Below are 24,086 nucleotides of genomic sequence, written 5' to 3' on the forward strand. Positions count from 1 at the left end.
TGCCGCCTACTGCCAGTGCCGCCTACTGCCGGCGCCGCCCGCGCCGCACCGCCCACACGGCGACGGTGGCGAAGATCGCGGCCCAGACGACGACGTTGACGATCAGCCACCCCAGAGAGTCCTGCGAGGCCCCGCCGCTCGTGTCGATGACCTGCCCTCGCAGCAGCGGGTAGCGCACGAGTCCCGCAAATCCGTACATGGGCGTGAACCGCGCGACCTGCAGGATCGTCCCCGACAGCGGCACGAACAGGTTGCCGAAGAACGCCAGCAGCACCAGGCCCGCGGCGGCCACGCTGACCGCACTCTCGGACCGGAAGGTCTGAGCGATCGCCAGCCCGAAAAGGGCGAACAGCGCCGACCCGAGCCACGCGATGACGAACGTCGCCACCCAGATCCACCCGGCGTCGGCCCGGGCCCCGGTGAGCATGCCCGCGACGAACACGGCGGCCACGGCGCCCGCGGCGACCGTCAGCGCCACCACCACCTTGGTGCCGACGTACGCGGCGGGCGACATCGGCGTCAGCCCGAGCTGCCGCCCCCAGCCCTGCAGGAGCTCGATCGCAGCCATGCCCGCGATCGACGTCGTCGCGACCGACGCGCCGTAGACGGCCATCGACGTCATGACATAGAACCTCACGTTGCCGTGGCCGGCTGTCTCGCCGCCCGCGCCGAACGTCGAGCCGAAGATGATGTACATCGCCACAGGCAGCCCGATCACGAACACGATGTTGGCGACGTCGCGTAGCTGGCGTTGCAGGTCGATTCGCAGAAAGGTCGCGTTCACCGCTCGCCCGCCTCCCGGGTCTTCTCCGAGACCGGGCCCTGTGCCGGATCCTGGTGGAGCGTCTCGGTCAGGGCGAAGAACGCGGACTCGAGCGACGGCGCGGTGACTTCCAGGTCGCGCCCGCCGAGCGTTGTCAGGAGCAGCCGGGCGGCGTCGTCGGACGCGGTTCCCGTGGCGACGACGCGGTTGCCGTCCGCGCGCACCTCGCGGATGCCGTCGAGCGCCCGCAGCGCCGCGAGCGCGGCGTCCGAGGTGCCGGGCGGCACGGTGGCGGCCGCGGTGCGGTCGCCCACGAGGTTGCGCAGCTCGTCGGTGGGGCGGTCGGCGCGGATCCGGCCGTGGTCGATGAGCACGGTGCGCGGTGCAAAGGCCTGGGCCTCTTCGAGATAGTGCGTAGCAAAGACGACGGTGCGGCCCTGGTGCGTCTCGGCGCGCATCGTCTCCCAGAAGTCGCGGCGGGCGGCGGCGTCCATCCCGGCTGTCGGCTCGTCGAGCACGAGGATCTGCGGGTCGGGCAGCAGCGCGAGCGCGAACCTCAGGCGTTGCTGCTCGCCGCCCGAGCACTGGCTCACCTTGCGCGCCGCCAGCTCGGCGAGGCCCGCGCGCCGCATGACGTCCTCGACACGCCCGCCGGCGCCGTGCAGGGCCGCGATCGCCCGGACGGTCTCCCCCACGCGAAGGTCGCGCAGCAGGCCCCCGGTCTGGAGGACCGCCGAGACGTGGCCGGCGCTCACCGCCTGCCGCGGCGAGACGCCGAGCACCTCGACGCTGCCCGCCGTCGGCGGGACGAGGCCGAGCGCGATGTCGAGCGTCGTCGTCTTGCCGGCGCCGTTGGGGCCCAGGAACGCGACGATCTCGCCTGCCTCGATGTCGACATCGATACCGTCGACGGCGACGACCGGGCCGTGCCCGTCGTGACCTGGGTACTCCTTCCGCAGCCCACGGATGCGCAGTGCGGTGGAAGCCATGGCGCCATCGTCACGGACCGCCACGGCCCGGGCAACCGCGGCGCCGGCAACCGCGACGCACCACCCGCGCACGCGCCGGACGCCCGCCGGTCCCACGAGCGACGCGGGCAGCGGCAGAGCAGCGGAAGACACGCCGGAGGCTCGCCGGCACGGGTGCCGACGAGCCTCCGAAGGGTGCGGTGTGTTCGCTACGCGACCAGCGAGCGCAGCACGTACTGCAGGATGCCGCCGTTGCGGTAGTAGTCGGCCTCACCGGGGGTGTCGATGCGCACGACGGCGTCGAACTCGACCGTCTCGCCATTCGGCTTCGTCGCGGTCACCGCGACCGTCGACGGAGTCTGCCCGTCGTTGAGCGCCGTGATGCCCGCGATGTCGAACGTCTCGGTGCCGTCAAGGCCCAGACTGTCGGCAGTCGACCCGGCCGGGAACTGCAGGGGCAGCACGCCCATGCCGATGAGGTTCGAGCGGTGGATGCGCTCGAACGACTCCGTGATCACCGCGCGCACGCCCAGCAGCGCGGTCCCCTTGGCCGCCCAGTCGCGCGACGAGCCCGAGCCGTACTCCTTGCCGCCGAGCACGACCAGCGGGGTGCCGGCCGCGGCGTAGTCCTGCGCGGCGTCGTAGATGGTGTCCTGGGCGCCCTTGACGAAGTTGTACGTGAAGCCGCCCTCGACGCCGTCGAGGAGCTGGTTCTTGAGGCGGATGTTCGCGAAGGTGCCGCGGATCATGACCTCGTGGTTGCCGCGCCGCGAGCCGTAGCTGTTGAAGTCGCGGCGCTCGACGCCGTGCTCGGCCAGGTAGCGGCCGGCGGGCGAGTCCGGCTTGATCGAGCCGGCCGGGGAGATGTGGTCGGTGGTGACCGAGTCGCCCAGCTTGGCCAGGACGCGGGCACCCGTGATGTCGGCGACCGGGGCGGGCGTGGCCGCCATGCCGTCGAAGTACGGGGGCTTGCGCACGTACGTCGACCGGTCGTCCCAGGCGAAGGTCGCGCCCGTCGGCACCTCCAGCGCACGCCACCGCTCGTCGCCCTTGAAGACGTCGGCGTAGTCGGCCTCGAACATCTCGCGGTCGATCGAGGCGTCGATCGTGGCCTGGACCTCCTCGGGGGTGGGCCAGATGTCGCGCAGGAACACCGGGAGGCCGTCGACGTCCGTGCCCAGCGGCTGGGCCTCGAAGTCGAAGTCCATGGTGCCGGCCAGGGCGTAGGCGATGACCAGCGGCGGCGACGCCAGGTAGTTCATCTTGACGTCGGGGTTGATGCGGCCCTCGAAGTTGCGGTTGCCCGACAGCACCGACACGACCGACAGGTCGTGCTCGTTGACGACGGCCGAGACCTCGTCGGCCAGCGGGCCGGAGTTGCCGATGCAGGTCGCGCAGCCGTAGCCGACCAGGTGGAAGCCGAGCTTCTCCAGGTACGGCCACAGGCCGGCCTTGCCGTAGTAGCCGGTGACGACCTGCGACCCGGGGGCCATCGACGTCTTGACCCAGGGCTTGGAGGTCAGGCCCTTCTCGACGGCCTTCTTGGCCAGCAGCGCGGCGGCCAGCATGACCGACGGGTTCGACGTGTTGGTGCACGAGGTGATCGAGGCGATGACGACGTGGCCGTGGTCGAGCTGCGTCGTCGTGCCGTCCGCGAGGGTCACCGGGGTGACCTTGTGCGGGCGGCGAGCGGCGTCGCCGTGGCCGGCCGCGACCGGGGCGTCGGTGGCGTCGGCGTGCCCGAGCGCCACCGAGTCGGACGCCGGGAACGACTCGGCGGACGCCTCGTCGAGGCCCGTGAGCGACCCGTTGCGGAAGGCGGCGGCCTCGTGGGCGCCCACGTAGTCGAGGATCGAGGAGGCGAACGACTCCTTGGCCTGCGTCAGCTCGATGCGGTCCTGCGGGCGCTTCGGGCCGGCGATCGACGGCACGACCGTCGACAGGTCGAGCTCGAGGTACTCGGAGAACACCGGCTCGGGGCTGTCGGCGGAGAGCCACAGGCCCTGCTCCTTGGCGTAGGCCTCGACGAGGGCGATCTGCTCCTCGCTGCGGCCGGTCAGGCGCAGGTAGTCGACCGTGACGCCGTCGATCGGGAAGATCGCGGCCGTCGAGCCGAACTCGGGCGACATGTTGCCGATCGTGGCCCGGTTGGCCAGCGGCACCTGGGCGACGCCCGAGCCGTAGAACTCGACGAACTTGCCGACGACGCCGTGCTTGCGGAGCATCTGCGTGATCGTGAGCACGACGTCGGTGGCCGTCACGCCCGACGGGATCGAGCCCGAGAGCTTGAAGCCGACGACGCGCGGGATGAGCATCGACACCGGCTGGCCGAGCATGGCCGCCTCGGCCTCGATGCCGCCGACGCCCCAGCCCAGCACGCCCAGGCCGTTGACCATGGTGGTGTGCGAGTCGGTGCCGACGCACGTGTCGGGGTAGGCGCGCAGCACGCCGTCGACCTCGCGCGTCATGATCGTGCGCGCCAGGTACTCGATGTTGACCTGGTGCACGATGCCGGTGCCCGGCGGGACGACCTTGAAGTCGTCGAACGCCGTCTGGCCCCACCGCAGGAACTGGTAGCGCTCGTGGTTGCGCTGGTACTCCAGCTCGACGTTGCGCGCGAACGCGTCGGCGCGGCCGGCGACATCGATCTGCACGGAGTGGTCGATGACCATCTCGGCCGGGGCGAGGGGGTTGATGCGGTCGGGGTCGCCGCCGAGCGCCGCGACGGCCTCGCGCATGGTCGCGAGGTCGACGACGCACGGCACGCCCGTGAAGTCCTGCATGATCACGCGCGCGGGCGTGAACTGGATCTCCGTGTCGGGCTGGGCCTGCGGGTCCCACGCGGCGAGGGCGCGGACGTGGTCCGCGGTGATGTTCGCGCCGTCCTCGGTGCGAAGCAGGTTCTCGGCCAGGATCTTGAGCGAGTACGGGAGGCGCTCGACGCCCTCCACCGCGGACAGCCGGAAGATCTCGTAGGCCTTGCCCGCGACCTCCAGCGTCCCCTTCGCTCCGAACGTGTCCACGCTGCTCACTACGGCTCCTCCACAGGGATTCCGCGCCGCGCACGACGGCGTGCGGCGCTGGGTGTACAGGGGGCTTCGCCCGGTGTGTGCCGGGACCTGGACCCAGCATAGCCCGATATCTTGACGTCAAGATACTTAGCCTCGCCTCACCCGCCGTCGTCCGCCATCTCCCGCGACGCCGCCGCCCTCAGCACACCGCCCTCAGTACACCGCCCGCAGCGCCACCGCCCGCAGCGCCACCGCGAGCGCGGCGGCGGCGTCCGTTCCGTCCACGCGTGTGCGCACGCCGTCGCGGCGCTCGTCCCAGGGCGCGTAGTCCCACGCCGCGACGTCGTCCCACGACGGCACGCGCTGCCCCGGCAGGTCGGGCAGCCGCTGCGAGACACGCCTGCGGTGCTCGGCGACGTCGGGCAGGTACAGCTCGAGCACGACGAACGCCGCACCCGCCTCGGCCGCCGTGCTCGCCCACCAGGTGCGCGACACGGGCACCGGGCACACGGCGTCGACGACGACGTCGAGGCCGTTGCCGAGGTTGGCGGCCGCGAGCGCCCGCGCGACGTCGTAGCCCTCGGTGCGCACGGGTACGCCCAGCGCGGCCTCGATGGCGTCGATGCGCAGCCACGCGGCCCGCAGGTCGTGCGCGAGGGCGCGGGCGAGCGTGGTCTTGCCGGTGCCGGGCAGGCCGGCGGCCAGCACGAGTCGGGCCATGCGAGGACGCTACGCCCGCGCCGTGGCGGTCAGCGGGTGCCGCGGCCGCGCAGGTCGGCGCGGATCTTCGTCACGACGCCGATCGTCGCCAGCACGATGCCCGTGGGCAGCGCGAGCACCTGCAGCGGCGTCACCTCGGTGAGGACGATCGACGACAGCACCAGATAGGCGAGCAGGGCGAGCCCGACGACGAGGGTCCAGGGCCACGCGCCGCGTGACCTGACCTTGGGCTCCTGTTCCGGCATGGGGCCGACGGTAGCCAGGCGCGCCGTGAGGGCGTGCCGTGCGGCTGCGCGCGCTCCCGCGCATGGCACGCAACGAGCGGGCGAAGCGCCTCGCACGCTGTCAGGGTGAGCCGTCGGCCGGCTCCTCGACCGTGAGCCTGGTGATGCGGCGGGCCTCGACGCCACTGACCACGAGCACGCTCCCGTCGACCTCGACACGGTCGCCGACCTGGGCGAGGCGTCCGAGCCGGTGGATCACGTACCCCGCGGCGGTCTCGTAGGGGCCGTCCGCCAGCGTGACGCCGGTGACCTCGGCGAACTCCTCGATGGTGACGCGTGCGTCCACGACGCGCGGCCCGCCGGACTCCCCCAGCAGCGCAGGCTCGGGCACGTCGTACTCGTCGCGGATCTCCCCCACGAGCTCCTCGACCATGTCCTCCAGCGTCACGATCCCGTCGGTGCCGCCGTACTCGTCGACGACCACGGCGATGTGCACGCCCTGGGCACGCAGCGTCGACAGCGACGGCAGCAGCCGGTTGGTCACGGGCAGGAACGGGATCGGCCGCACGATGTCCGCGACCGTGCGCCCGCCGTCGAGCGCCCCGAGCAGGTCGCGCACGTGCAGGAACCCGACGACGTCGTCGAACCCCTCCCCCATGACGGGGTAGCGCGAGTACGGGCTGGCGGCGACGACGACGGCGGCCTCGTGCAGGGACAGGCTGCCGTCGAGGAAGACGACCTCGCCGCGCGGGCGCATGACCTCGCCGAGGGTGCGCTCGGCAGCGGCGAACACGTCGTCGAGGATGCGCCGCTCGTCCTCCGCGAAGGCGTGGTGTCCCGCGACCAGGTCGCGCAGCTCCTCCCCGGTCATCTCCTCGGTCGTCGCGCGCGGGTCGCCCCGAGCAGGCGCACGACGGCGTCCGTCGACCTCGACAGCAGCCACACGACCGGACGCATCAGCGTCGCGAACCGGTCCAGCGATGGCCCTACGGCGAGCGACACGGCCTGCGCGCGCTGCAACGCGAGCCTTTTCGGCACCAGCTCGCCCAGGACGAGCGAGAGGTAGGCGATGACAAGGGTGAGCACGACGAGCGAGACGGGCTGCGCGACGGCCTCGGCGAGGCCGAGCCCCACGAGCGCCGGGACGAAGTCCGGCGCGAGCGTCGACGCGCCGTACGCGGCCGAGAAGAACCCGGCGACCGTGACACCGATCTGGACGGCCGCGAGGAACCGGTTGGGGTCACGCGCGACGGCCGCGACGCGCGCACCCCGCCGGCTCTGCCGTTCGAGCCTGCCCAGCTGCGACTGCCGCAGCGACACCAGCGCCAGCTCCGTCCCGGCGAAGACGCCGCCGACGAGCACGAAGAGCAGCACGAGGGCCACGTTGAGGACGGTCCCCTGGTTCACCGGTCCCACCGCCGCCCACGAGGTGCGTGCCGAGGTACGGACGTCGCAGGGCGGGGCGGGCCGGGACTCCAGGGGTCATCCATGCCACCAGTACAGGATCGGGGCCCGGCCCCGTCAAGCGGGTGGCAGTCAGCGCGCCAGGACGGCGACGGCCTCGACGTGGTGCGTCATGGGGAACAGGTCGAACGCCCGCAGGCCCTCCAGCGCGTACCCGTGGCCCGCGAAGTAGGCGATGTCACGGGCGAGCGCCGCCGGGTCGCACGCGACGTAGACCACGCGCCGCGGGCCCCGCTGCGCGATCGCCTCGACCACCGTGCGTCCCGCGCCCGCCCGCGGCGGGTCGAGCACGACGACGTCGGCCGCGCCGACTCCCGCGCCCCCGGCGTCGCCGCCCTCGGCGAGCACGCGGTCGACGGCGCCCAGGTGCAGCTCGACCTGCGGCACGTCGTGGGCGTTGCGTCGCGCGTCCTTGACGGCACGCGTGTCGCCCTCGACGGCCACGACGCGCCCGTCCTCACCGGTGGCCGCGGCGAGCGGCATGGTGAACAGGCCCGCGCCGGAGTACAGGTCGAGCACCCGGGCACCCGCGATGTCGCCGACGGCGTCGAGCACCGCGCCGCTGAGCACGGCGGGGGCCTCCCGGTGGACCTGCCAGAAGCCGTCGGCCGCGACGCGGTAGTGGAACCGCGCGGCGGCGTTCGCGTCCGGACGCAGCGGCGTGACGGTCTCCGCGACGGCCCGGCGCGCGTTGGGCCGCCGGTCCGCGCGCCCACCGCGCCACACCTCGCCGTCGACCAGGAGCACGCCGTCCGCGCCGTCGGCGGGTGCCACCACCTCGAGCCGCGCCCCGGAGGTCCAGCGTCGCGCGAACACGCCCTCGGCGGCGGCGAGCTCGGCGACGGCGGGCGTGCCGAGCGGCATGTCGTCGAGCGCGACCACGTCGTGCGAGCGGAACCGGCGCATGCCGGCGCGTCCCTCCGCGTCCGCGACCAGCTCGATGCGCGTGCGGTAGTGCAGGCCGCCGAGCGCGTCGTCGCCGGGCGCGGCCTCGACGACGACGTCGCGCTCGAGGTCCGCGAGCCGGCGCAGCTGCTCGGCGACCACGGCGGCCTTCCAGCGTCGCTGCCCGTCCAGGCTCACGTGCGCGAGCTCGCCGCCGCCGACGCCGCCCGGCCCGGCCTGCGGCCACGCGGAGGGGACGCGGTCGGGCGAGGCGTCGGCAAGCACCTCGACGGCGTCGGCCCGCCAGAAGCGGTCCCCGCCCTCGGTCACGACGGCGCGCACGCGCTCGCCCGGCAGGGCGTGCCGCACGAAGACGACGCGGCCGTCGAGCCGGGCGACGGCGTGCCCCCCGTGGGCGACGGGTCCGACGGTCAGCTCGATCTCACGGCCGGCATCGGAGTCGACCGCCCGGGGACGCGGGCGGCGGGAGGCTGGGCGCGGCACGCGCGGGTTGAGGGGCACCGCCCATTCTCCCAGGAGCGGCGCCCGGCCGCGGCCACGGCCGGGGACGGCGGTCAGAATCGCGGCAGGCGGCCCTGCACGTAGGTCGCGTCCTCCAGGCCCGTGTGCCCCTGCGAGGAGGAGAGCTGCCACGGGACCGAGGCCACCACGACGCCCGGGGTGAACAGAAGCCGCCCCTTGAGCCGCAGCGCCGACTGGTTGTGCAGCAGCTGCTCCCACCAGTGCCCGACGACGTACTCGGGGATGTAGACGACCACGAGGTCGCGCGGCGACTCGCGCCGGATCGAGCGCACGTACTTCAGGATCGGGCGGCTGATCTCACGGAACGGGGAGTCGAGCACGCGCAGCGGGACGGGCAGGTCCAGCGCCTCCCACTGCCGGGTCAGGTCGGCGACGTCCTCGGGGTCGACGCCTACCGTGACCGCCTCGAGCATCGAGGGCCGCGCGGCCCGGGCGTAGGCGAGCGCCCGCATGGTCGGCTTGTGGATGCGCGACACCAGCACCAGGGCGTGGACGCGGCTGGGCAGAGCGCGTGCCGCCGCGACGTCGTCGAGCGAGAGCTCGTCCCGCACGCGCCCGTAGTGCTTGTGGATCGCGAGCATGAGGACGTACAGGGCAGCCATCGCCAGGATGGCGATGTAGGCGCCGTGCAGGAACTTGGTCAGCAGCACGATGATCAGCACGAACCCGGTGCACACGAACCCCACGACGTTGATGACGCGCGAGCGCAGCATGTTCCGGCGGGCCGCCGGGTCGGACTGGCGCCGCAGCTCGCGCGTCCAGTGCCGGACCATGCCGAGCTGCGAGAGCGTGAACGACACGAAGACGCCCACGATGTAGAGCTGGATCAGGCGGGTGACCTGGGCGTCGAACACCACGATGAGCACGATCGCAGCGACCGCGAGGGTGACGATGCCGTTGGAGAACGCGAGCCGGTCACCGCGCGTGTGCAGCTGGCGGGGCAGGTACCCGTCCTTGGCGAGGATCGAGCCGAGCACCGGGAAGCCGTTGAACGCGGTGTTGGCGGCCAGCACCAGGATGATGCCGGTGATGGCCGACACGGCGTAGAACGCCACCGGGAACCCCTGGAACACGGCGGCGGCGAGCTGGCCGATCGTGGGGTGCTGGGCGTACGACTCGGGCGGCGGGGCGCCGTTGAGCGTGAGCTGCGTGGCCGGGTCCTCGACGTACTTGACGCCCGTCGCCTGTGCGAGCAGGAGGATCGAGATGACCATGGTCGCCGAGATCGAACCGAGCAGCGCGAGCGTCACGGCCGCGTTGCGCGACTTGGGCTTGCGAAACGCCGGCACCCCGTTCGAGATCGCCTCCACACCCGTCAGCGCCGCGCATCCGGACGCGAACGCGCGCGCGAACAGGAACGCCCCGGCCACGCCCATCAGTCCCTGGTCGAACCCCGCGGCGGGCACCACCGAGAAGTCGTGGCTCTCCGCCATGGGCAGGTTCCCGGCGAAGAACCGGATGCCGCCGACGACGGCCATGAGGCCGATGAGCGCCATGAAGCAGTAGGTCGGGATCGCGAACACCGAACCCGACTCGCGCACCCCGCGCAGGTTCATGAGCGTGAGGACCACGATGGCGACCACCGCCGCCGTCGCCTCGTGCCCTCGCAGCGCGGGCACCGCGGAGGCCGCGTACTGCGCGGCCGAGCTGATGGAGACGGCCACCGTCAGCACGTAGTCGACCAGCAGGGCCGAGGCGACCGACAGGCCTGCGGGCGCACCCAGGTTGGTCGTCGCCACCTCGTAGTCCCCACCGCCCGACGGATAGGCGTGCACGTTCTGCCGGTACGACAGCACGACGACGACGAGCACGAACACGACGCCCAGGCCTGCCCACAGCGACACGGCCGAGGCGGCGAGACCCGCGAGCGCGAGCGTCAGCAGGATCTCGTCGGGCGCGTAGGCGACCGACGACAGCGCGTCCGAGGCGAAGATCGGTAGCGCGATGCGCTTCGGTAGGAGCGTGTGCCCCAGGTGCTCGCTGCGCATGGGGCGACCGAGCAGGATCCGCTTGGCGGCGTCCGCGATGTCCGACACGGCGCCCACTGTAGGCGCGTCGCGCACCGAGCGCGTACGTCCGCTTGGTCACGTCGCCGCGTGTAGCGTTTCGCACGTGCACTTCGTGATCATGGGCTGCGGCCGCGTGGGCGCCTCGCTCGCGCAGGAGATCGAGTCGCGCGGGCATTCCGTCGCGGTGATCGACCAGAACCCCGACGCGTTCCGGCGGCTGGCCGGCGACTTCGGCGGACAGAAGGTGACAGGCATCGGGTTCGATCGCGACACCCTCGTGCAGGCCGGGATCGAGGACACGTACGCGTTCGCCGCCGTCTCCGACGGCGACAACTCCAACGTCCTCGCCGCCCGCGTCGCGCGCGAGACGTTCGGCGTCGGGAACGTCGTGGCGCGCATCTACGACCCCAAGCGCGCGGAGATCTACCAGCGCCTGGGCATCCCGACCGTCGCGACCGTCCGGTGGACCGCAGACCAGGTGCTGCGGCGCATGCTGCCGCTGGGCGCGACGGACGAGTACCGCGACCCGTCGGGCGAGGTCCGCCTGGCGCAGGTCGACTACCACCCGGCCTGGACCGGCCGCTCCGTGCGCCGCATCGAGGCCGCGAGCGGCGCGCGCGTCGCGTTCCTCTCGCGCTACACCGACGGCGTCATGGTCACGGGCGACACGGTGCTGCAGGAGAACGACGTGCTGCACATGCTCATGCGCTGCGACGACTCCGACGCCGTCGAGCGGACGATGACGCACGCCCCCGACCCGAAGGAGGACTGATGCGCGTCGTCATCGCCGGCGCAGGTTCGGTGGGGCGTTCGATCGCCCGCGAGCTGCTGAGCCACGACCACGAGGTCGCTCTCATCGACAAGAGCCCCGCGGCCATGCGCGTGGCCCAGGTGCCCGAGGCCGACTGGCTGCTCGCCGACGCGTGCGAGCTGCCGACGCTCGAGAACGCCCAGGTCGCGGAGGCCGACGTCGTCGTGGGCGCGACAGGTGACGACAAGGCCAACCTGGTCTTCTCGCTGCTGTGCAAGACGGAGTTCGGCGTGCCGCGCACGGTCGCGCGCGTCAACAACCCCCGCAACGAGTGGATGTTCGACCAGTCGTGGGGCGTGGACGTCGCGGTGTCGACGCCGCGCATCATGACGGCGATGGTCGAGGAGGCCGTCGCGGTCGGCGACGTCGTGAAGATCTTCACGTTCCACCAGTCCGGGGCGGACATCCTGGAGCTCACGCTCCCTCCGTCGTCGCCGCTCGTGGGCACCCGCGTGGGGGCGATCGCGTGGCCCGCCGACACGGTGCTGGCGGCGATCGTGCGCGGCCCGCTGCCGATCGCGCCGTCGATCGACGACACGCTCGAGGCAGGCGACGAGCTGCTGCTGGTCACCGGCCGCGACGTCGACACGGCGGCGTTGCAGAAGCTGCTCGTCGAGCCGCCCAGCAGGGCCTGAGGGCGGCCGACGCTGCTGGCCCGACGCTACTGCGGGGCCGAGGGTTCCTGAGGGGCTCTGTCCTCGGCGCGCGCCTCGTGGTGCGCGGTGTGCGCGCCGTGGACCAGCGTCCACGTCAGCCACAGCACCAGACCCCACAGCGGCACGCCGAGCACGAGGCGCGCGGTGCCGAGCCACCCCACCGAGTTGTCGAGGTACAGCGGCAGCTGCACGGCCAGGCGCAGCGCGAACATGCCGACCCACAGCCAGGTCGCGATCGTGTACCGGCGCATCAGCGTCCGGTCGGCACGCCAGGCCGACAGGCCCGCGAACGGGTTGGCACCCTCGGCGCCCTGCTCACGCGCCCGCTCGGCGGTGAAGCCGGTGCGCAGCGCCTCGACGACGAACCCGACGGCCGGCCAGCGCAGCAGGATCGAGGCGAGCACGGCCACGAGGTACGCCCCGTTGGTCCACAGCCCCACCGCGAAGAAGTTCTGCGCCTCGCCCGAGCGCCACGCCCAGAACACGCCCACGGCGATCCCGAGCAGACCGCCCAGCGCCTGGGTCACGGGCGTGCGTTGCGCGAGCCGCAGCCCGACCGCACCCAGCGCAGCCACCCCGGCCGCACCGAGCGACCAGCCGAGGTTCGTCGTCGCGACGTACACCACGACGAACAGCGTGCCGGGCAGCACCGCCTCGACGACACCGCGCACCCCGCCCACGGCGTCCGCGAACGAGAAGGTCTCACCCGTGACGGTCTGCAGCCCGCGCCGTGAGGCAGCCCGCTGCTCGCCGCTCACTCGCCCGCCCTCGGCCGCAGCTCGTAGCGCGGGTTGAACATCGTGCGCCGCCCCTCGGTCTCGCACACCATGCCCTCGACCCGCACGCGCCGCCCGGGCTCGACGCCCGCGATGGTGCGCCGGCCCAGCCAGACGAGGTCGAGCGCACCCGAGCCGTCGAACAGCTCGGCCTCGACCGACGGAACGCCGTCGCGCGGCCGCAGCACGACCGAGCGCAGCACGCCCGCGGCCCTGCCACGCGTGCGCGGCGTCAACGTCGAGACGGCCGCGCAGCCCTGGTTCTTGGCGGCGTCCTCGCGCTCTTCGTCCGCGGCCACCGACTCGGCGGACGCGAACACCTGCCGGACGGCGGTTCGCAGCGACATTCTGGAGTCCACGTCCCTCAGCGGATCTCGGTGATCTCGGGCCCCCGGGTGAGGGGGTCGAAGCTGGGCTTCGCGGGCGCTTCCGCCGCCGCCGCCGGGCCGCCGCCGTCAGGCAGCGTGAGGGTCAGCAGGTCGCGCGGGGGGCGCGGGCTGTCGTCGCGGACGACGACGACGTTGGCGAAGACCGACTCGAGGGCGCGCGCCGCCTCGGCGTCCACGGCCGCGGCCCCTGTCAGCACGCCGCGCAGGAACCAGCGTGGACCGTCGACGCCGATGAACCGCGCGGGACGCACGCCCTGGCGGCCGTCGGGACCCTGCGCGGGGACCCGCGCGATGAGCTCGCGCCCGAACGGCCCCGGCACGTCGTCGACGGTGCCGCCCTGCGCCGTGACCGACGCCGCGATCTCGGCCCGGACCTCGTCCCAGATGCCCCACGTGCGGGGCGCGGCGAAGGCCTGGACCTGAAGGCCCGAGGCGGCGAGGGTCGCCGAGACGCCGGTGACCTTCTGGGTGCGCTTGTCGACCTCCATGCGCAGCTCCAGGCCCGGCAGCACGGGCAGCCAGATCGCGCCGAGATCGACGCGCGGACCCATGGTCCCCACGTCGGCCGCGTCGAACGGGCCGCGCGCCGGCGTCTCGCTCTCCGGCGTGTCGGCGGCCTCGGCCGCGGCGTCCACCGTGTCGACGGTCTCTGGCTGAGGCTCGGCGGCCTCGCTCTTCGACGCGTTGCGCCGGAACAGACCCACTGGGGGCTCCTTCACTCGATCGCGGGCGCGCCGCATCGCGGCGACCTGTCCAGCCCACATTAGCCCGGATGCGCGGTGGCCTCGTCACCGCGTCCGGAGAGTCACTGCCCGGCGGCCGACCAGCCACCGCTCGAACCGAACCCGCCCTCGCCGCGGTGCGAACCGGGCAGCGTCTGCGCCCGCAGGAACCGCGCCCGCTCGACCCTCTGGATCACGAGCTGGGCGACGCGGTCGCCGCGCTCGAGCCGGACGGGCTCGGCGACGTCCGTGTTGAGCAGCGTCACCCGCAGCTCGCCGCGATAGCCGGCGTCGACCGTGCCCGGCGCGTTGACGATGGTCAGGCCGTGCCGGGCCGCGAGTCCCGACCGCGGGTGGACGAACGCCGCATACCCGTCCGGCAGGGCGATCGCGACCCCCGTGGGCACGGTCACGCGCCCCTGCGGGGGATCTCGACCGCGACGGTCGTCACCAGGTCGGCGCCCGCGTCGCCCGGGTGGGCGTAGGAAGGCACCGGGACGCCGTCGTCGAGCAGGCGGATGAGGACGTCGACGGTCGAACCGTCAGCGCCGTGGGGCTGCGGGTGCGAGGTCACGGGCCGTAAGCGTACGCGGACACCGCGCCCGACGCGGCAGGATGAGCGCATGAGCCGCGTCTCCCCCGCCCCCGACTTCCGCGAGCGCCTGGTCCCCGGCCCGGGTCTGCTGGCCGTGTGCGCGGGTGCCGGGCTGCTGGTCCTGATCGTGCTGCTGCCGGTGGCGCCTGCGCTCGCCTGGGTGGGCGGCGTCGTGGCCGGCGCCGGGTGCGTCGCGGCGGCCGTGCTCGCGGCGCCGCGGGTCGAGGTCGGCGACGGCGTGCTGCGCGCGGGGCGCGCCCGCGTGCCGGTGCGTCTGCTGGGCGAGTCCGTCGTGCTGGCCACGCGCGAGCAGCGGGACGCGCAGCTGGGCGCCCGGCTCGACGCTCGCGCCCACGTCGTCCTGGTGTCCTCGGTGGCGACGGCGGTGCGCGTCGTGCTCGACGACCCGCAGGACCCGACGCCCTACTGGCTCGTCTCGACGCGGCGGCCGCACGACCTCGCCGCGGCGCTGCGCGCGAGTGCCGGCGCCCACGGCGCACAGGGGGACGCGGGCACGGCAAAGGCCGTCACGCCTGATGCGTGACGGCCCTGCGCGGACGGTGTCGCCGAGTGCTGCTCGCCGCAGTCGCCTGTGTCAGGCAGCGCACTCCGAGCAGATCATCTGGCCGTTCTTCTCGTAGGCCAGCTGGCTGCGGTGGTGGACGAGGAAGCAGGACGTGCAGGTGAACTCGTCGGCCTGCCGGGGCAGCACGCGCACGGCGAGCTCCTCGCCCGAGAGGTCGGCGCCGGGGAGCTCGAAGCCCTCGGCCGCTTCCGTCTCGTCCTCGTCGACGACACCCGACGACTTGTCTGAACGACGTGCCTGGAGCTCCTGGATCGAGTCCTGCTCCACGTCCTCGTCATTCTTGCGGGGGGCGTCGTAGTCGGTTGCCATCGCTGGGTCACGCTCCGTGGGTCGGTTTCGATACGCGCTGATAATGCTCGGGCGCCGGGATTTGTTCCCGATCGGCCACCGGATTGTGCCCTATGCGGACGGCCGACGCGAGGCGATCCGCGCCTCGTGTCGCAGCACCGCCCACGACCTGCGCAAACACCACGCCGTCACGGCCCCCTCCGCAACGATCGCGCCAGCACGGCAAGCATCAGGCGCCGTCGGGCGCATCGGCCTGCGCAGCCTCCAGAAGGCTCACAAACTGGTCCAGAGCGGGCCCCCGCCCGGCGACCGTCATCGTCGCGCCGGGGGCGTGGCCACGCAGTCCGACCACCCGCGCTCCGGCCTCGGACGCGACGAGCGCGCCCGCCGCGAGGTCCCACGGGTTGAGGCCGCGCTCGTAGTACAGGTCCAGGGACCCCTGGGCGAGCAGGCACAGGTCGATGGCCGCCGAGCCGAGCCGGCGGATGTCGCGCACCCGAGGCAGCACCTCGGCCAGGACGCGCGCCTGGGCCGCACGGCGCGATGCCGCATACCCGAAGCCGGTGCCGACGAGGCTGCGGCCCAGCGGGGCGTGCTCGACCGCAGGCAGCGGCACGCCGTCGGCGGTCGCGCCCTCCCCGAGCCCCGCCGACCAGGTGCGGCCGGTCACCACGTCATGCACGCACCCGGCGAGGATCGTCCACCGTTCCGGGTCCGCAGGTCCGGCCACCACCGCGACCGAGACCGCGAACGACGAGACGCCGTACAGGTAGTTGACGGTGCCGTCGATCGGGTCGACCACCCAGGTGAGCCCGCTCGTGCCGGGCACGTCGTCGCCCTCCTCGCCGAGGATCGCGTCCTGCGGACGCTCGGTCGCCAGGCGCGCCACGAGCAGCTCCTCGACGGCGCGGTCCATCGCGGTGACGGGGTCGACGTCCGAGGACTTGGTGGCGGCGACGGTGACGTGCTCGGGGCGCCGGGCGCGCACGGCCGCGCCCGCCTCGGTGGCGAGGGACAGCGCGAGCGCGCGCAGGCCGGCGATGCTGACGCCGTCGGGGAGAACGGGAGCGGTGTTCATGATCACGTGCCCATCCTGCCCTCCGCGCCCCATCGTCCGCTCCAGCCCGAGCCGGGAGCGGGCACGACCCAGCCCCGGCGCAAGGAGAGCAGGCGGATCCCGCTGACCAGCAGGACGACGAGCACCTGCGTCCACACGCTCAACCAGCCGGTCCACCACAGGGCGACGGTCACGCCCGCGCCCAGGAACGCGGGGATCGCGTAGAGCTGACGGTCGGCGAGCACGAGGGGAACCTCGCCGACCAGCACGTCGCGCATGATCCCGCCGCCGATGCCCGTCAGCACCCCCACCATGACCGCCGCGAGCGGCCCGGCACCCAGCGCGAGGCCCTTGGTGGTGCCGAGCAGCACGAAGAAGGCGAGCGCCCACGCGTCCAGGACGATCACCGTGCGGCGCATGCGCTCGACGCTCGGGTGCAGGAAGAAGATCACCACGCCGGCCGCGAGGGCGGTCACGACGAACTTCCAGTTGGAGATGCCGACCGGCGGCGTCGCGCCGATCAGCACGTCGCGCAGCACGCCGCCGCCCAGACCCGCGGCCCACGCCAGGACCAGGACGCCGAAGACGTCGAAGTTCTTGCGCACGCCGGCCAGGCCACCCGAGAGCGCGGCGAAGAACACACCGGCGAGCTCGAGCAGGGTGTCGGCGTGCAGGGAGTCGAGCCAGGTGAGCAATGCGGTCACAAGAGACATCCTGCCGGGAGTCGGGGCGCCCGGATCGGCGGCACACCGGCGCGGTTGCCGGGTCCACCGGTTGCGCGGTGGCACGCTCGATCCGTCAGTACGTCGGCGCGGGGCCGCGTCCTGGCCCTGCCGAGGAGGAAGCATGGCCGAGCTCGAGCTCGTGAGGGTGCACGGGGATGGTGCCCACCTCGTCCTGCGCGCCCCCGACGGCACGGAACACGCCCTGCCCGTCACCGACGCGTTGCGTGCCGCGATCCGTTCCGTGCCGCGCGCAGGCGCGACGTCGTCGTCCCCGTCCGCCGACACGCCCACCGAGCCGACACTGCGCCCGCGGGACCTGCAGGCCCGCATGCGCGCGGGCGCGACCGCCGAGGAGCTCGCGGCCCAGGCGGGACTGCCCGTCGAGCACGTGCGCCGCTACGAGTGGCCCGTCATCACCGAGCGCGACCACGTCATCGCGATGGTGCGCGCCCACGAGGTCCAGGGCACCGGCACCAGCGCACCGCTCGGCGAGATCGCCGACTCCCGCCTCGCGGCGCGCGGCGTCCCCGCCGACGAGGCGGTCTGGTCGGCCCGGCGCGAAGGCGCGGCCCCCTGGCTCGTGGAGGTGTGCTTCGCCGCGGGCGACCGCGAGCGCCGCGCCCGCTGGACGTTCGACGTGCGCGGGCGCGTGGTCACGCCGCTCGACGACGAGGCGCGCTGGCTCGGCCAGCCGGACGAACCGCTCACGCCCGAGATGCGTGGCGTGCCCTCGCTGGCCGCGCGCCGCGGTCTGCCGCCAGGCGACCCGGCCGTCTCGGAGCGCGGGGGCTCGTGGGGCGACGACGAGACCGACCTGCTGCTCGACGACCTGGCGGGGCGGCGCGGGCACCGTCCGCCTGCCCGCGCACAGCGCCCCCGACGACGGCGTCCCCCGCCGTTCCCACGGCCGGCGGCCCGGAGGCGGACGGCGGGGTCATCCCGCTGGGAACCGTGCCGGTGCGCGAACGTGCGCCCGTGCGCGACCCCGACCCGGAGCCGGTCGCGCAGGCGGACGGTGCGGGGGCGAGCGTGGTGGATCTCGGACGGTGGAACCCTCGCCGCTCCCGTGACCGGTCGGTGTCACCGGCGGCTGGACCGGGTGCGGCTGAGCCGGCGCTGCGCCCGGCGACCGCGCCCGAGCCTGCCCCGCCGCAGCCGGGGGCCGCGCAGGCGGGCCCGGCGGCCGCCGACGTCACCCCCGACGCTGCCGGCGCTCCCGCGGGCGAGGTGCCCGTGCGCGGCGAGGCCGACGCCCGAGCCGGTGCCGACGGCTCCGAGCGTCGCGCCGCCCGCGGCTCGGAGAAGCCCGACGCCGCGCGCGCGGCGGACGCCGGCGGCGCACGGCCGGGGACGGCCGCTCGCGGCGTGCCGGCGACACGGCGTGCGGGACGCAAGGGGCGCGCCCAGGTGCCGAGCTGGGACGAGATCGTCTTCGGGGCTCGCCCGGACGCCTGAGCGTCCGGCCCTGCGCCGCCGTCAGGGCAGGTCGAGCCGCGACTCCCCCGCCGACGCGCGCTGACGTGCCGCGTCCGCCGTCATGCGTCGCATGTGGTGGCGGCGGCACAGCACCTCGTAGGCGACGACGGCCTCGGACGTCGCGGTGTCCCCCACGACGACCTGCTCCCCCTCGACGACCATCGCCCCGCCGACCGTGCGCGCGTTGTGCGTGGCACGCCGCCCGCACCAGCACAGGGCCTGGACCTGGAGGATCTCGGTGCGGTCCGCGAGCTCGATGAGGCGTGCCGATCCGGGGAACAGCCGCGTGCGGAAGTCGGACGTGATCCCGAAGGCGAAGACGTCGATCTCGACCTCGTCGACCAGCCGCGCGAGCTGCTCGACCTGCTCGGGCGAGTAGAACTGCGCCTCGTCGCACACGATGTAGTCGACCAGCCGGCCCCCGTGACGCTCCTGCGCGACGACCTGCCAGAAGTCCGTCTCGTCGTCGACCTCGCGCGCCCCGGTCTCTAGGCCGAGGCGCGAGGAGATGCGGGCGGCGCCGGCGCGGTCGTGGCGTGTGAACACCAGCCCGGTGCGCCCGCGCGCGGCGTGGTTGTAGTCGGTCTGCAGCGCGAGGGTCGACTTGCCGGAGTCCATGGTGCCGCTGAAGAAGACGAGCTCGGCCATGTGGGTCCTTCGGGTTCAGGCGCTCGCGACCACGAGCGGGATCGTCATCTCTTCGGGCGTGAACGACCCGTGCACGCCCCGCAGGTCGAGCGACTCCGGGGTCTGCGTGTGCGAGTCCACGATGGTCAGCCGCCCGCGCGGGGCGACGACGACGTCACCCACCCAGGGCAGCACGTGATCGGCGACGGGGCCGAACCACCCGGAGGCGACGGCCTCGGCGCGCGAGGCGACGACGGCTCGCTCCCCCAGCACGTCCCGCCACCGGTCGGCGACGGCCTCGGCCTGCTCCGGCCGCTCGGCGTACACGTGGACCGCACGCGGCTCACCGCCCACGAGGGCGACGCCGTCCGCGAGCGCGGGCGTTCGCGCGACGTCGAACCGGTCGGCCTGGTCGACCTCGACCTGGCCGTGGTCGGCCGTCACCAGCACGAGCGTGCCCGCCGGGACGGACCGCACGAGCCGGGCGAGCTCCCGGTCGAACGCCTCGAGCTCGTCGCCCCACTGCCACGACTGCCAGCCGTGGTGGTGCCCCGTCTTGTCGACGTCCCCCCAGTAGAGGTATGCGAGGCCCGGTTCGCGCAGCGCGCGCACGACGCCGTCGACCCGCGCCTCGAGGGACTCGGCGGCCAGGTGCTGGGCCCCGCGCAGCGCGGCGCGCGTCATGCCCGAGCCGGCGAACCGCGACGGCCCCACGGAGGTGACGCGCACGCCCGCACCGACGAGCGCCTCGAAGACGGTGGGCTCCTGCTGGAGCGTCTCGGCGGGCACGGGCAGCGTGGAGGCACGTGCCTGCCCGCCCGGCCGCGAGACCAGGGTCGGATCGGACTGCTCGGTCCACGACACCATGTTCGCGAGCCCACCCGTGGCCGGGTTGCGCTGCGTGTAGCCGAGCATGCCGGTGCGTCCCGGGGCGGTGCCCGTGCCGAACGTGCTGATCGCTGCCGCCGTCGTCGACGGGAACGTCGAGCGCAGCGCGCGCGTCTCGGGCAGGCGGGCGCGCAGGAACGGGGCGTGGCCGGCACGCTCGGCCACGTTGAGCAGCCCCAGGCCGTCGCACAGCACGACGACGACGCGCCGCGCCGCGGGCAGCCCCAGGGCCGCGGCGCACACGGCCGAGCGGAGACCGGTCACGGTCGTCAGGTCGACGCCCAGCGCACCGGCCGCCCCGGGCAGCACCGCCGCGAGCGAGTCCGTGCCGTAGGTCGGGGCGAGCAGGCCGTCGGGAAGCGCGAGCGCCAGATCGTCCACCTCAGGCCCGCCGCGTCGTCGCGGCGGAGAGCCGGTGCGCGAACGCGAGCGCCCTGCGCACGGCGTCCGGTCCTTCGGCGGCGCTCGACACGCGCACCACGACGTCGTCCGGCATGAGCTGGCCGGTCAGCCCGTGGTCGGCCTCGCACTGCGGGTCGCCGCAGGTCGCGGGCTCGAGCTCCAGCCGGGAGACCGAGCCCCAGCCGATGGCGAGGTTCAGCTCGGACGTGTGCTCGCCGCCGTGGCCGGACCGGTACGCGGCCGGCTCGGCCACCACGTGCGTGAGCGAGACCGACTTGATCTCGGCCAGCGGGACGGCCTCGGTGGTCGCTGCGGCCGACGACGGGTGCGCGTGGTCGCCCTCGTGGTCGTCGACGTGCGCGGAGACCAGACGCGTGCCGGTCAGCGCGAGCACGGTCAGGTGGCGGCGCACCTCGGAGTCGAACGTCGTCTCGGCCTGCACGAGGTGGCTGACCACCGACTCGCCCCCGAGCGCCACGTCGAGCACGTCGACGACGAGCTGCGGGTAGTAGCCGGCGCGCACGATCTCGGCGTGCAGGTCGGCGGGCAGGGTCGAGGACGCGGCAGGACGGTCGGCGTGTGGCACCGGCCCATTGTTCCACCCCGGCGACCGTCGGCGGCGGTCGTCCCCCGATGGATCACGAGCGGCGACGCCGATTGATCACGCGGGCAGGACGCGCCGCAGCGGGTCGCGCCGCTCGGTCGCGCGCCGCACCCGCACCGCCGCGTGCAGCGTCGAGGCGCCGCGCTCGGCCACGACCACCGGGTACAGCTCGAGCGACGCCAGCTCCGGCAGGTCGTCGGCCATGACCGCGACGCGCGCCACGACGTCCTCGACCGCGTCGACGTCCGCGAGCGGGGCGCCCTGGTAGCCGAACAGGCGCGGAGCCGCGCGCACGGCCCGCACCAGGTCGCGCACGTCGACGTCGGTCAGGGGTGCGACGGCCGACGCGACGTCGCCCAGCAGGTCCACGGCGTCGCCGGCGAGCCCGAACGAGACGACGGGCCCGAACAGCGGGTCCTCGACGGAGCGCACGACGACGGCGACGCCCGCCGGTGCCATCGACTGGACCTCGAGGACCGGCTCGATCCCGGTCGCGACCGCCACGGCCGTCATGCGCTCGACGGCGTCGCGCAGCTCGTCGGCGTCGCCCAGGTCGAGGCGCACGCCGCCCAGGTCGGTGCGGTGCCGCAGCACCTGGTCGGCCGTCTTGAGCGCCACGGGCCAGCCGAGCTCCTGGGCCGCCGCCACGGCCTCGTCGGCGGTGCGGACGCTCGCCGCACGCCACGGGTGCAGGCCGTAGCAGCCCAGCAGCTCCGCGGCCGTGGCGTCGTCGAGCAGCGCTCCGTCGTCGGGCGTCCCGCCCGACGCGAGCACCTGCTCGACGATCCTGCGCGCGCGGGTGCGGTCGACCCCGGACGGCCGCACGGGCGCGCCGTGGTCCTGCTCGCGCCAGCGTGCGTAGCCGACCACCTTGCCGAGCGCGGCCACGGCGTCCTCGGGCGTCGAGTAGGCGGGCACCCGCACGGTCGACCCGTCGGGCGCGGTCGCGGCCAGCTCGTCGGGCAGGCCGTGCAGGCCCACGACCGACACGACGGTGGTGCGCCCGGTACGCGCGGCCGCCTGCGCGACGGTGCGCGCCACGACGTCGCCGCGCGGCATCACCACGGGCACGTCGACCACGACGACGACGTCGCACGCGTCGTCGGCGTACAGCGCCTCGACGCTGCGGCGCACGTCGTCGGCCGACCGTTCGGGGGCGAGGAAGTCGCTCGACGCGGCGACCACGAGGCCGTTCGCCGCCGCGGCCTCGGCGACGAGGGCGGCGAGAGCGGCCGAGCTCGCGAGGATCCCGACCCGCCCGCCGCGCGGCAGCGGCTGGTGCGCCAGCACCTGCGCGATGTCGATGAGCTGGTGGGTGTTCTCGGCGCGGATCACCCCGGCCTGGCGCAGCATCGCGTCGAGCATGGCCCGCGGCGCGCTCGTGGCGCGCACGGCGTGACCGGGCGGGACCACCTGGCCGGACCTGCCCGCGACCACCACGACGACGGGTTTCTCGGCCGCGAGCCGCCGCGCGACGCGCGTGAACTTGCGCGGGTTGCCGATCGACTCGAGGTACAGGCAGGCGACCTGCGTGGCGGGGTCGGTGAGCCAGTACTGCATGAGGTCGTTGCCCGACACGTCCGCGCGGTGCCCCGCGGACACGAGCGCCGAGACCCCCAGGCCACGCCGTTCGAGCGTCGCCGCCAGCGTCACCGCCGCGGGCGAGGACTGGCAGAACAGCCCCACGACGCCCGGCGCCGGCGCGCGGTCGGCGAGGCTCGCGCGCAGCCGGGCGCCCGGCACGGTGGTGACGATGCCGTACGACGCCGGTCCCACGACGCGCATGCCCAGCCCGTGCGCCGCGCGCAGCAGCTCACGCTGGCGTTCCAGGCCGCCGGGCCCGGTCTCGGCGAACCCGGCCGACAGGACGACGACGCCGCGCGCGCCCGTCCCGGCCAGGCGCCGGACCGCGGCGACGGCGTGCACCGCGGGCAGCGACAGCAGCACGAGGTCGACGGGTGGCACGTCGTCCCAGGTCGCGACGGCGTGCAGCGCGGGCGCGTCCGGCAGCACCGCGCACGGCGCGTCGAGCACGAACAGCTCGGTGTCGCCCGGGTCGGCGACGGCCGCGTCGATCACCCGCTGGGCCAGCAGCGCCGCGCTCTGCGCCCCGGGGGCGTCGCCGCCGTCGTCCTGCGGCAGGCCGGGGCCCACGAGCAGCACGCGCCGCGCCGACAGCAGCGCCTGCATGCTGCGCGCCTCGGCGCGGTGCTCGCGGTCGGCCATGACCTCGCGCGAGCGCTCGGTCGGATCGAGGTCGACCGACACCGTCACCACGCCGTCGTCGATCTGCTGGCGCACCCCGTAGCCGGCGTCGCGGAACACCGCGAGCATCGTGCCGTTCTGCGGCAGGACGTCGGCCGTGAACCGCCGCACCCCGCGCTCGCGCGCGGCCGCGGCCAGGTGCTCCAGCAGCACCGAGCCCAGGCCCATGCCCTGCACGGAGTCGGCGACGTTGAACGCGACCTCGGCCAGCCCGGGCTCGACCACGTCGTAGCGGGCGACGCCGATGATGTCCTCGACGCTCGGCTCGTCTGGCCCGGGCCGCACGGCGACCAGCGCGGCACGGTCGGTGTGGTCGACGTTCGTGAACTTCTCCAGCTCGCGGTCGGTCAGGCTGCGCACGGGCGCGAAGAACCGGTAGTAGGACGACCGCTCCGACTGGTGCATCTGGAAGCGCTGCAGCGCGTCCGCATCGTCCGGCACGATCGGGCGCACGTGCGTCGTGGTGCCGTCACGCAGCACGACGTCGGCCTCCCAGGCCACGGGGTATGCCGGCGTCTCGTTCACCCGCCCAGGCTATCGGGGCCGCCCCGCGCTTCACCCGGTGGCGTCGGACACGCCGTGTCGCACCTGCGGTCTACGCTTCCCCCGCTGCCCGGTGCGGCGCCCGCCGG

General features: G+C 74.2%; 21 protein-coding genes and 3 pseudogenes. 5 read left to right on the forward strand and 19 right to left on the reverse strand.

What is annotated here, in order from left to right:
- Positions 1-22: 22 nt before the first annotated feature.
- From ET495_RS05790 to ET495_RS05825, 8 genes and pseudogenes are all read right to left on the reverse strand, one after another.
- Complete coding sequence (locus tag ET495_RS05790) at positions 23-784, reverse strand: ABC transporter permease (RefSeq protein ID WP_129203360.1); 762 nt, start codon at positions 782-784, stop codon at positions 23-25.
- Positions 781-1,752: an ABC transporter ATP-binding protein gene (locus tag ET495_RS05795; RefSeq protein ID WP_129203362.1), complete on the reverse strand. Its 972-nt coding sequence runs from the start codon at positions 1,750-1,752 to the stop codon at positions 781-783. The genes ET495_RS05790 and ET495_RS05795 overlap by 4 nt, the downstream gene beginning before the upstream one ends.
- A 188-nt stretch (positions 1,753-1,940) precedes the next feature.
- On the reverse strand, positions 1,941-4,763 hold the full coding sequence (locus tag ET495_RS05800; protein ID WP_129203364.1) for an aconitate hydratase: 2,823 nt from the start codon (positions 4,761-4,763) through the stop codon (positions 1,941-1,943).
- Between the two features lie 192 nt (positions 4,764-4,955).
- Complete coding sequence (locus ET495_RS05805; protein ID WP_129203366.1) at positions 4,956-5,462, reverse strand: P-loop nucleotide/nucleoside kinase family protein; 507 nt, start codon at positions 5,460-5,462, stop codon at positions 4,956-4,958.
- 29 nt (positions 5,463-5,491) lie between these two features.
- A complete protein-coding gene (locus ET495_RS05810) occupies positions 5,492-5,707 on the reverse strand; it encodes a hypothetical protein (protein WP_129203368.1) in 216 nt (71 codons plus the stop codon).
- Positions 5,708-5,807: 100 nt separating this feature from the next.
- Positions 5,808-7,093: pseudogene (locus ET495_RS05815) on the reverse strand (hemolysin family protein).
- 129 nt (positions 7,094-7,222) lie between these two features.
- Positions 7,223-8,557: a class I SAM-dependent RNA methyltransferase gene (locus ET495_RS05820; protein WP_129203370.1), complete on the reverse strand. Its 1,335-nt coding sequence runs from the start codon at positions 8,555-8,557 to the stop codon at positions 7,223-7,225.
- Between the two features lie 53 nt (positions 8,558-8,610).
- Positions 8,611-10,614: an APC family permease gene (locus tag ET495_RS05825; protein WP_129203372.1), complete on the reverse strand. Its 2,004-nt coding sequence runs from the start codon at positions 10,612-10,614 to the stop codon at positions 8,611-8,613.
- 91 nt (positions 10,615-10,705) lie between these two features.
- Between ET495_RS05825 and ET495_RS05830 the strand changes: the two genes are divergently transcribed.
- Both ET495_RS05830 and ET495_RS05835 read left to right on the forward strand, forming a co-directional pair.
- Entirely contained in the window at positions 10,706-11,359 is a 654-nt protein-coding gene (locus ET495_RS05830; RefSeq protein WP_129205904.1) for a potassium channel family protein, read from the forward strand.
- Entirely contained in the window at positions 11,359-12,033 is a 675-nt protein-coding gene (locus ET495_RS05835; RefSeq protein WP_129203374.1) for a potassium channel family protein, read from the forward strand. The genes ET495_RS05830 and ET495_RS05835 overlap by 1 nt, the downstream gene beginning before the upstream one ends.
- 26 nt (positions 12,034-12,059) lie before the next feature.
- On the opposite strand, the gene ET495_RS05840 is transcribed toward ET495_RS05835, so the two are convergent.
- The 4 genes and pseudogenes from ET495_RS05840 to dut all read right to left on the reverse strand — a co-directional run bounded on the left by ET495_RS05840 (position 12,060) and on the right by dut (position 14,566).
- Entirely contained in the window at positions 12,060-12,812 is a 753-nt protein-coding gene (locus ET495_RS05840) for a DUF3159 domain-containing protein (protein ID WP_245993333.1), read from the reverse strand.
- Positions 12,809-13,177 (reverse strand): OB-fold nucleic acid binding domain-containing protein, encoded by a 369-nt coding sequence (locus tag ET495_RS05845; protein WP_129203376.1) that lies wholly within the window; start codon positions 13,175-13,177, stop codon positions 12,809-12,811. Before ET495_RS05845 ends, ET495_RS05840 begins: the two co-directional genes overlap by 4 nt.
- Before the next feature lie 17 nt (positions 13,178-13,194).
- Positions 13,195-13,923, reverse strand: coding sequence for a DUF3710 domain-containing protein (locus ET495_RS05850; protein ID WP_129203378.1), 729 nt, complete (start codon positions 13,921-13,923; stop codon positions 13,195-13,197).
- 101 nt (positions 13,924-14,024) lie between these two features.
- Positions 14,025-14,566 (reverse strand): annotated as a pseudogene (dut, locus tag ET495_RS05855) (dUTP diphosphatase).
- Between dut and ET495_RS05860 the strand changes: the two are divergent.
- A complete protein-coding gene (locus ET495_RS05860; RefSeq protein WP_129203380.1) occupies positions 14,565-15,080 on the forward strand; it encodes a DUF3093 domain-containing protein in 516 nt (171 codons plus the stop codon). The pseudogene dut and the gene ET495_RS05860 sit on opposite strands and share 2 nt — an antisense overlap.
- Before the next feature lie 51 nt (positions 15,081-15,131).
- Here ET495_RS05860 and ET495_RS05865 read toward each other — a convergent pair whose 3' ends face one another.
- The 3 genes from ET495_RS05865 to ET495_RS05875 all read right to left on the reverse strand — a co-directional run bounded on the left by ET495_RS05865 (position 15,132) and on the right by ET495_RS05875 (position 17,171).
- The gene (locus ET495_RS05865; protein WP_129203382.1) at positions 15,132-15,431 is read right to left on the reverse strand and encodes a DUF4193 domain-containing protein; all 300 of its coding nucleotides are present in this window, start codon (positions 15,429-15,431) and stop codon (positions 15,132-15,134) included.
- 208 nt (positions 15,432-15,639) lie between these two features.
- Positions 15,640-16,488 (reverse strand): inositol monophosphatase family protein, encoded by an 849-nt coding sequence (locus ET495_RS05870; protein WP_129203384.1) that lies wholly within the window; start codon positions 16,486-16,488, stop codon positions 15,640-15,642.
- A gap of 2 nt (positions 16,489-16,490) precedes the next feature.
- Positions 16,491-17,171 (reverse strand): trimeric intracellular cation channel family protein, encoded by a 681-nt coding sequence (locus ET495_RS05875; RefSeq protein ID WP_245993334.1) that lies wholly within the window; start codon positions 17,169-17,171, stop codon positions 16,491-16,493.
- A 142-nt stretch (positions 17,172-17,313) separates the two neighbouring features.
- Here ET495_RS05875 and sepH point away from each other — a divergent pair.
- Together sepH and ET495_RS18500 are read left to right on the forward strand one after the other, a co-directional pair.
- Positions 17,314-17,877: pseudogene (sepH, locus tag ET495_RS19640) on the forward strand (septation protein SepH); the annotation flags it as partial.
- 290 nt (positions 17,878-18,167) lie between these two features.
- Positions 18,168-18,647 (forward strand): hypothetical protein, encoded by a 480-nt coding sequence (locus tag ET495_RS18500; protein ID WP_245993336.1) that lies wholly within the window; start codon positions 18,168-18,170, stop codon positions 18,645-18,647.
- A gap of 21 nt (positions 18,648-18,668) precedes the next feature.
- On the opposite strand, the gene ET495_RS05885 is transcribed toward ET495_RS18500, so the two are convergent.
- The 4 genes from ET495_RS05885 to ET495_RS05900 all read right to left on the reverse strand — a co-directional run bounded on the left by ET495_RS05885 (position 18,669) and on the right by ET495_RS05900 (position 23,979).
- Complete coding sequence (locus ET495_RS05885; protein WP_129203390.1) at positions 18,669-19,316, reverse strand: thymidine kinase; 648 nt, start codon at positions 19,314-19,316, stop codon at positions 18,669-18,671.
- 15 nt (positions 19,317-19,331) lie between these two features.
- Positions 19,332-20,564: an alkaline phosphatase family protein gene (locus ET495_RS05890; protein WP_129203392.1), complete on the reverse strand. Its 1,233-nt coding sequence runs from the start codon at positions 20,562-20,564 to the stop codon at positions 19,332-19,334.
- A gap of 1 nt (position 20,565) precedes the next feature.
- A complete protein-coding gene (locus ET495_RS05895; RefSeq protein WP_245993337.1) occupies positions 20,566-21,171 on the reverse strand; it encodes a DUF5998 family protein in 606 nt (201 codons plus the stop codon).
- A gap of 75 nt (positions 21,172-21,246) precedes the next feature.
- A complete protein-coding gene (locus ET495_RS05900; RefSeq protein WP_129203394.1) occupies positions 21,247-23,979 on the reverse strand; it encodes a bifunctional acetate--CoA ligase family protein/GNAT family N-acetyltransferase in 2,733 nt (910 codons plus the stop codon).
- Positions 23,980-24,086: the final 107 nt, after the last annotated feature.

The organism is Xylanimonas allomyrinae, assembly GCF_004135345.1.
Classification (GTDB): domain Bacteria; phylum Actinomycetota; class Actinomycetes; order Actinomycetales; family Cellulomonadaceae; genus Xylanimonas; species Xylanimonas allomyrinae.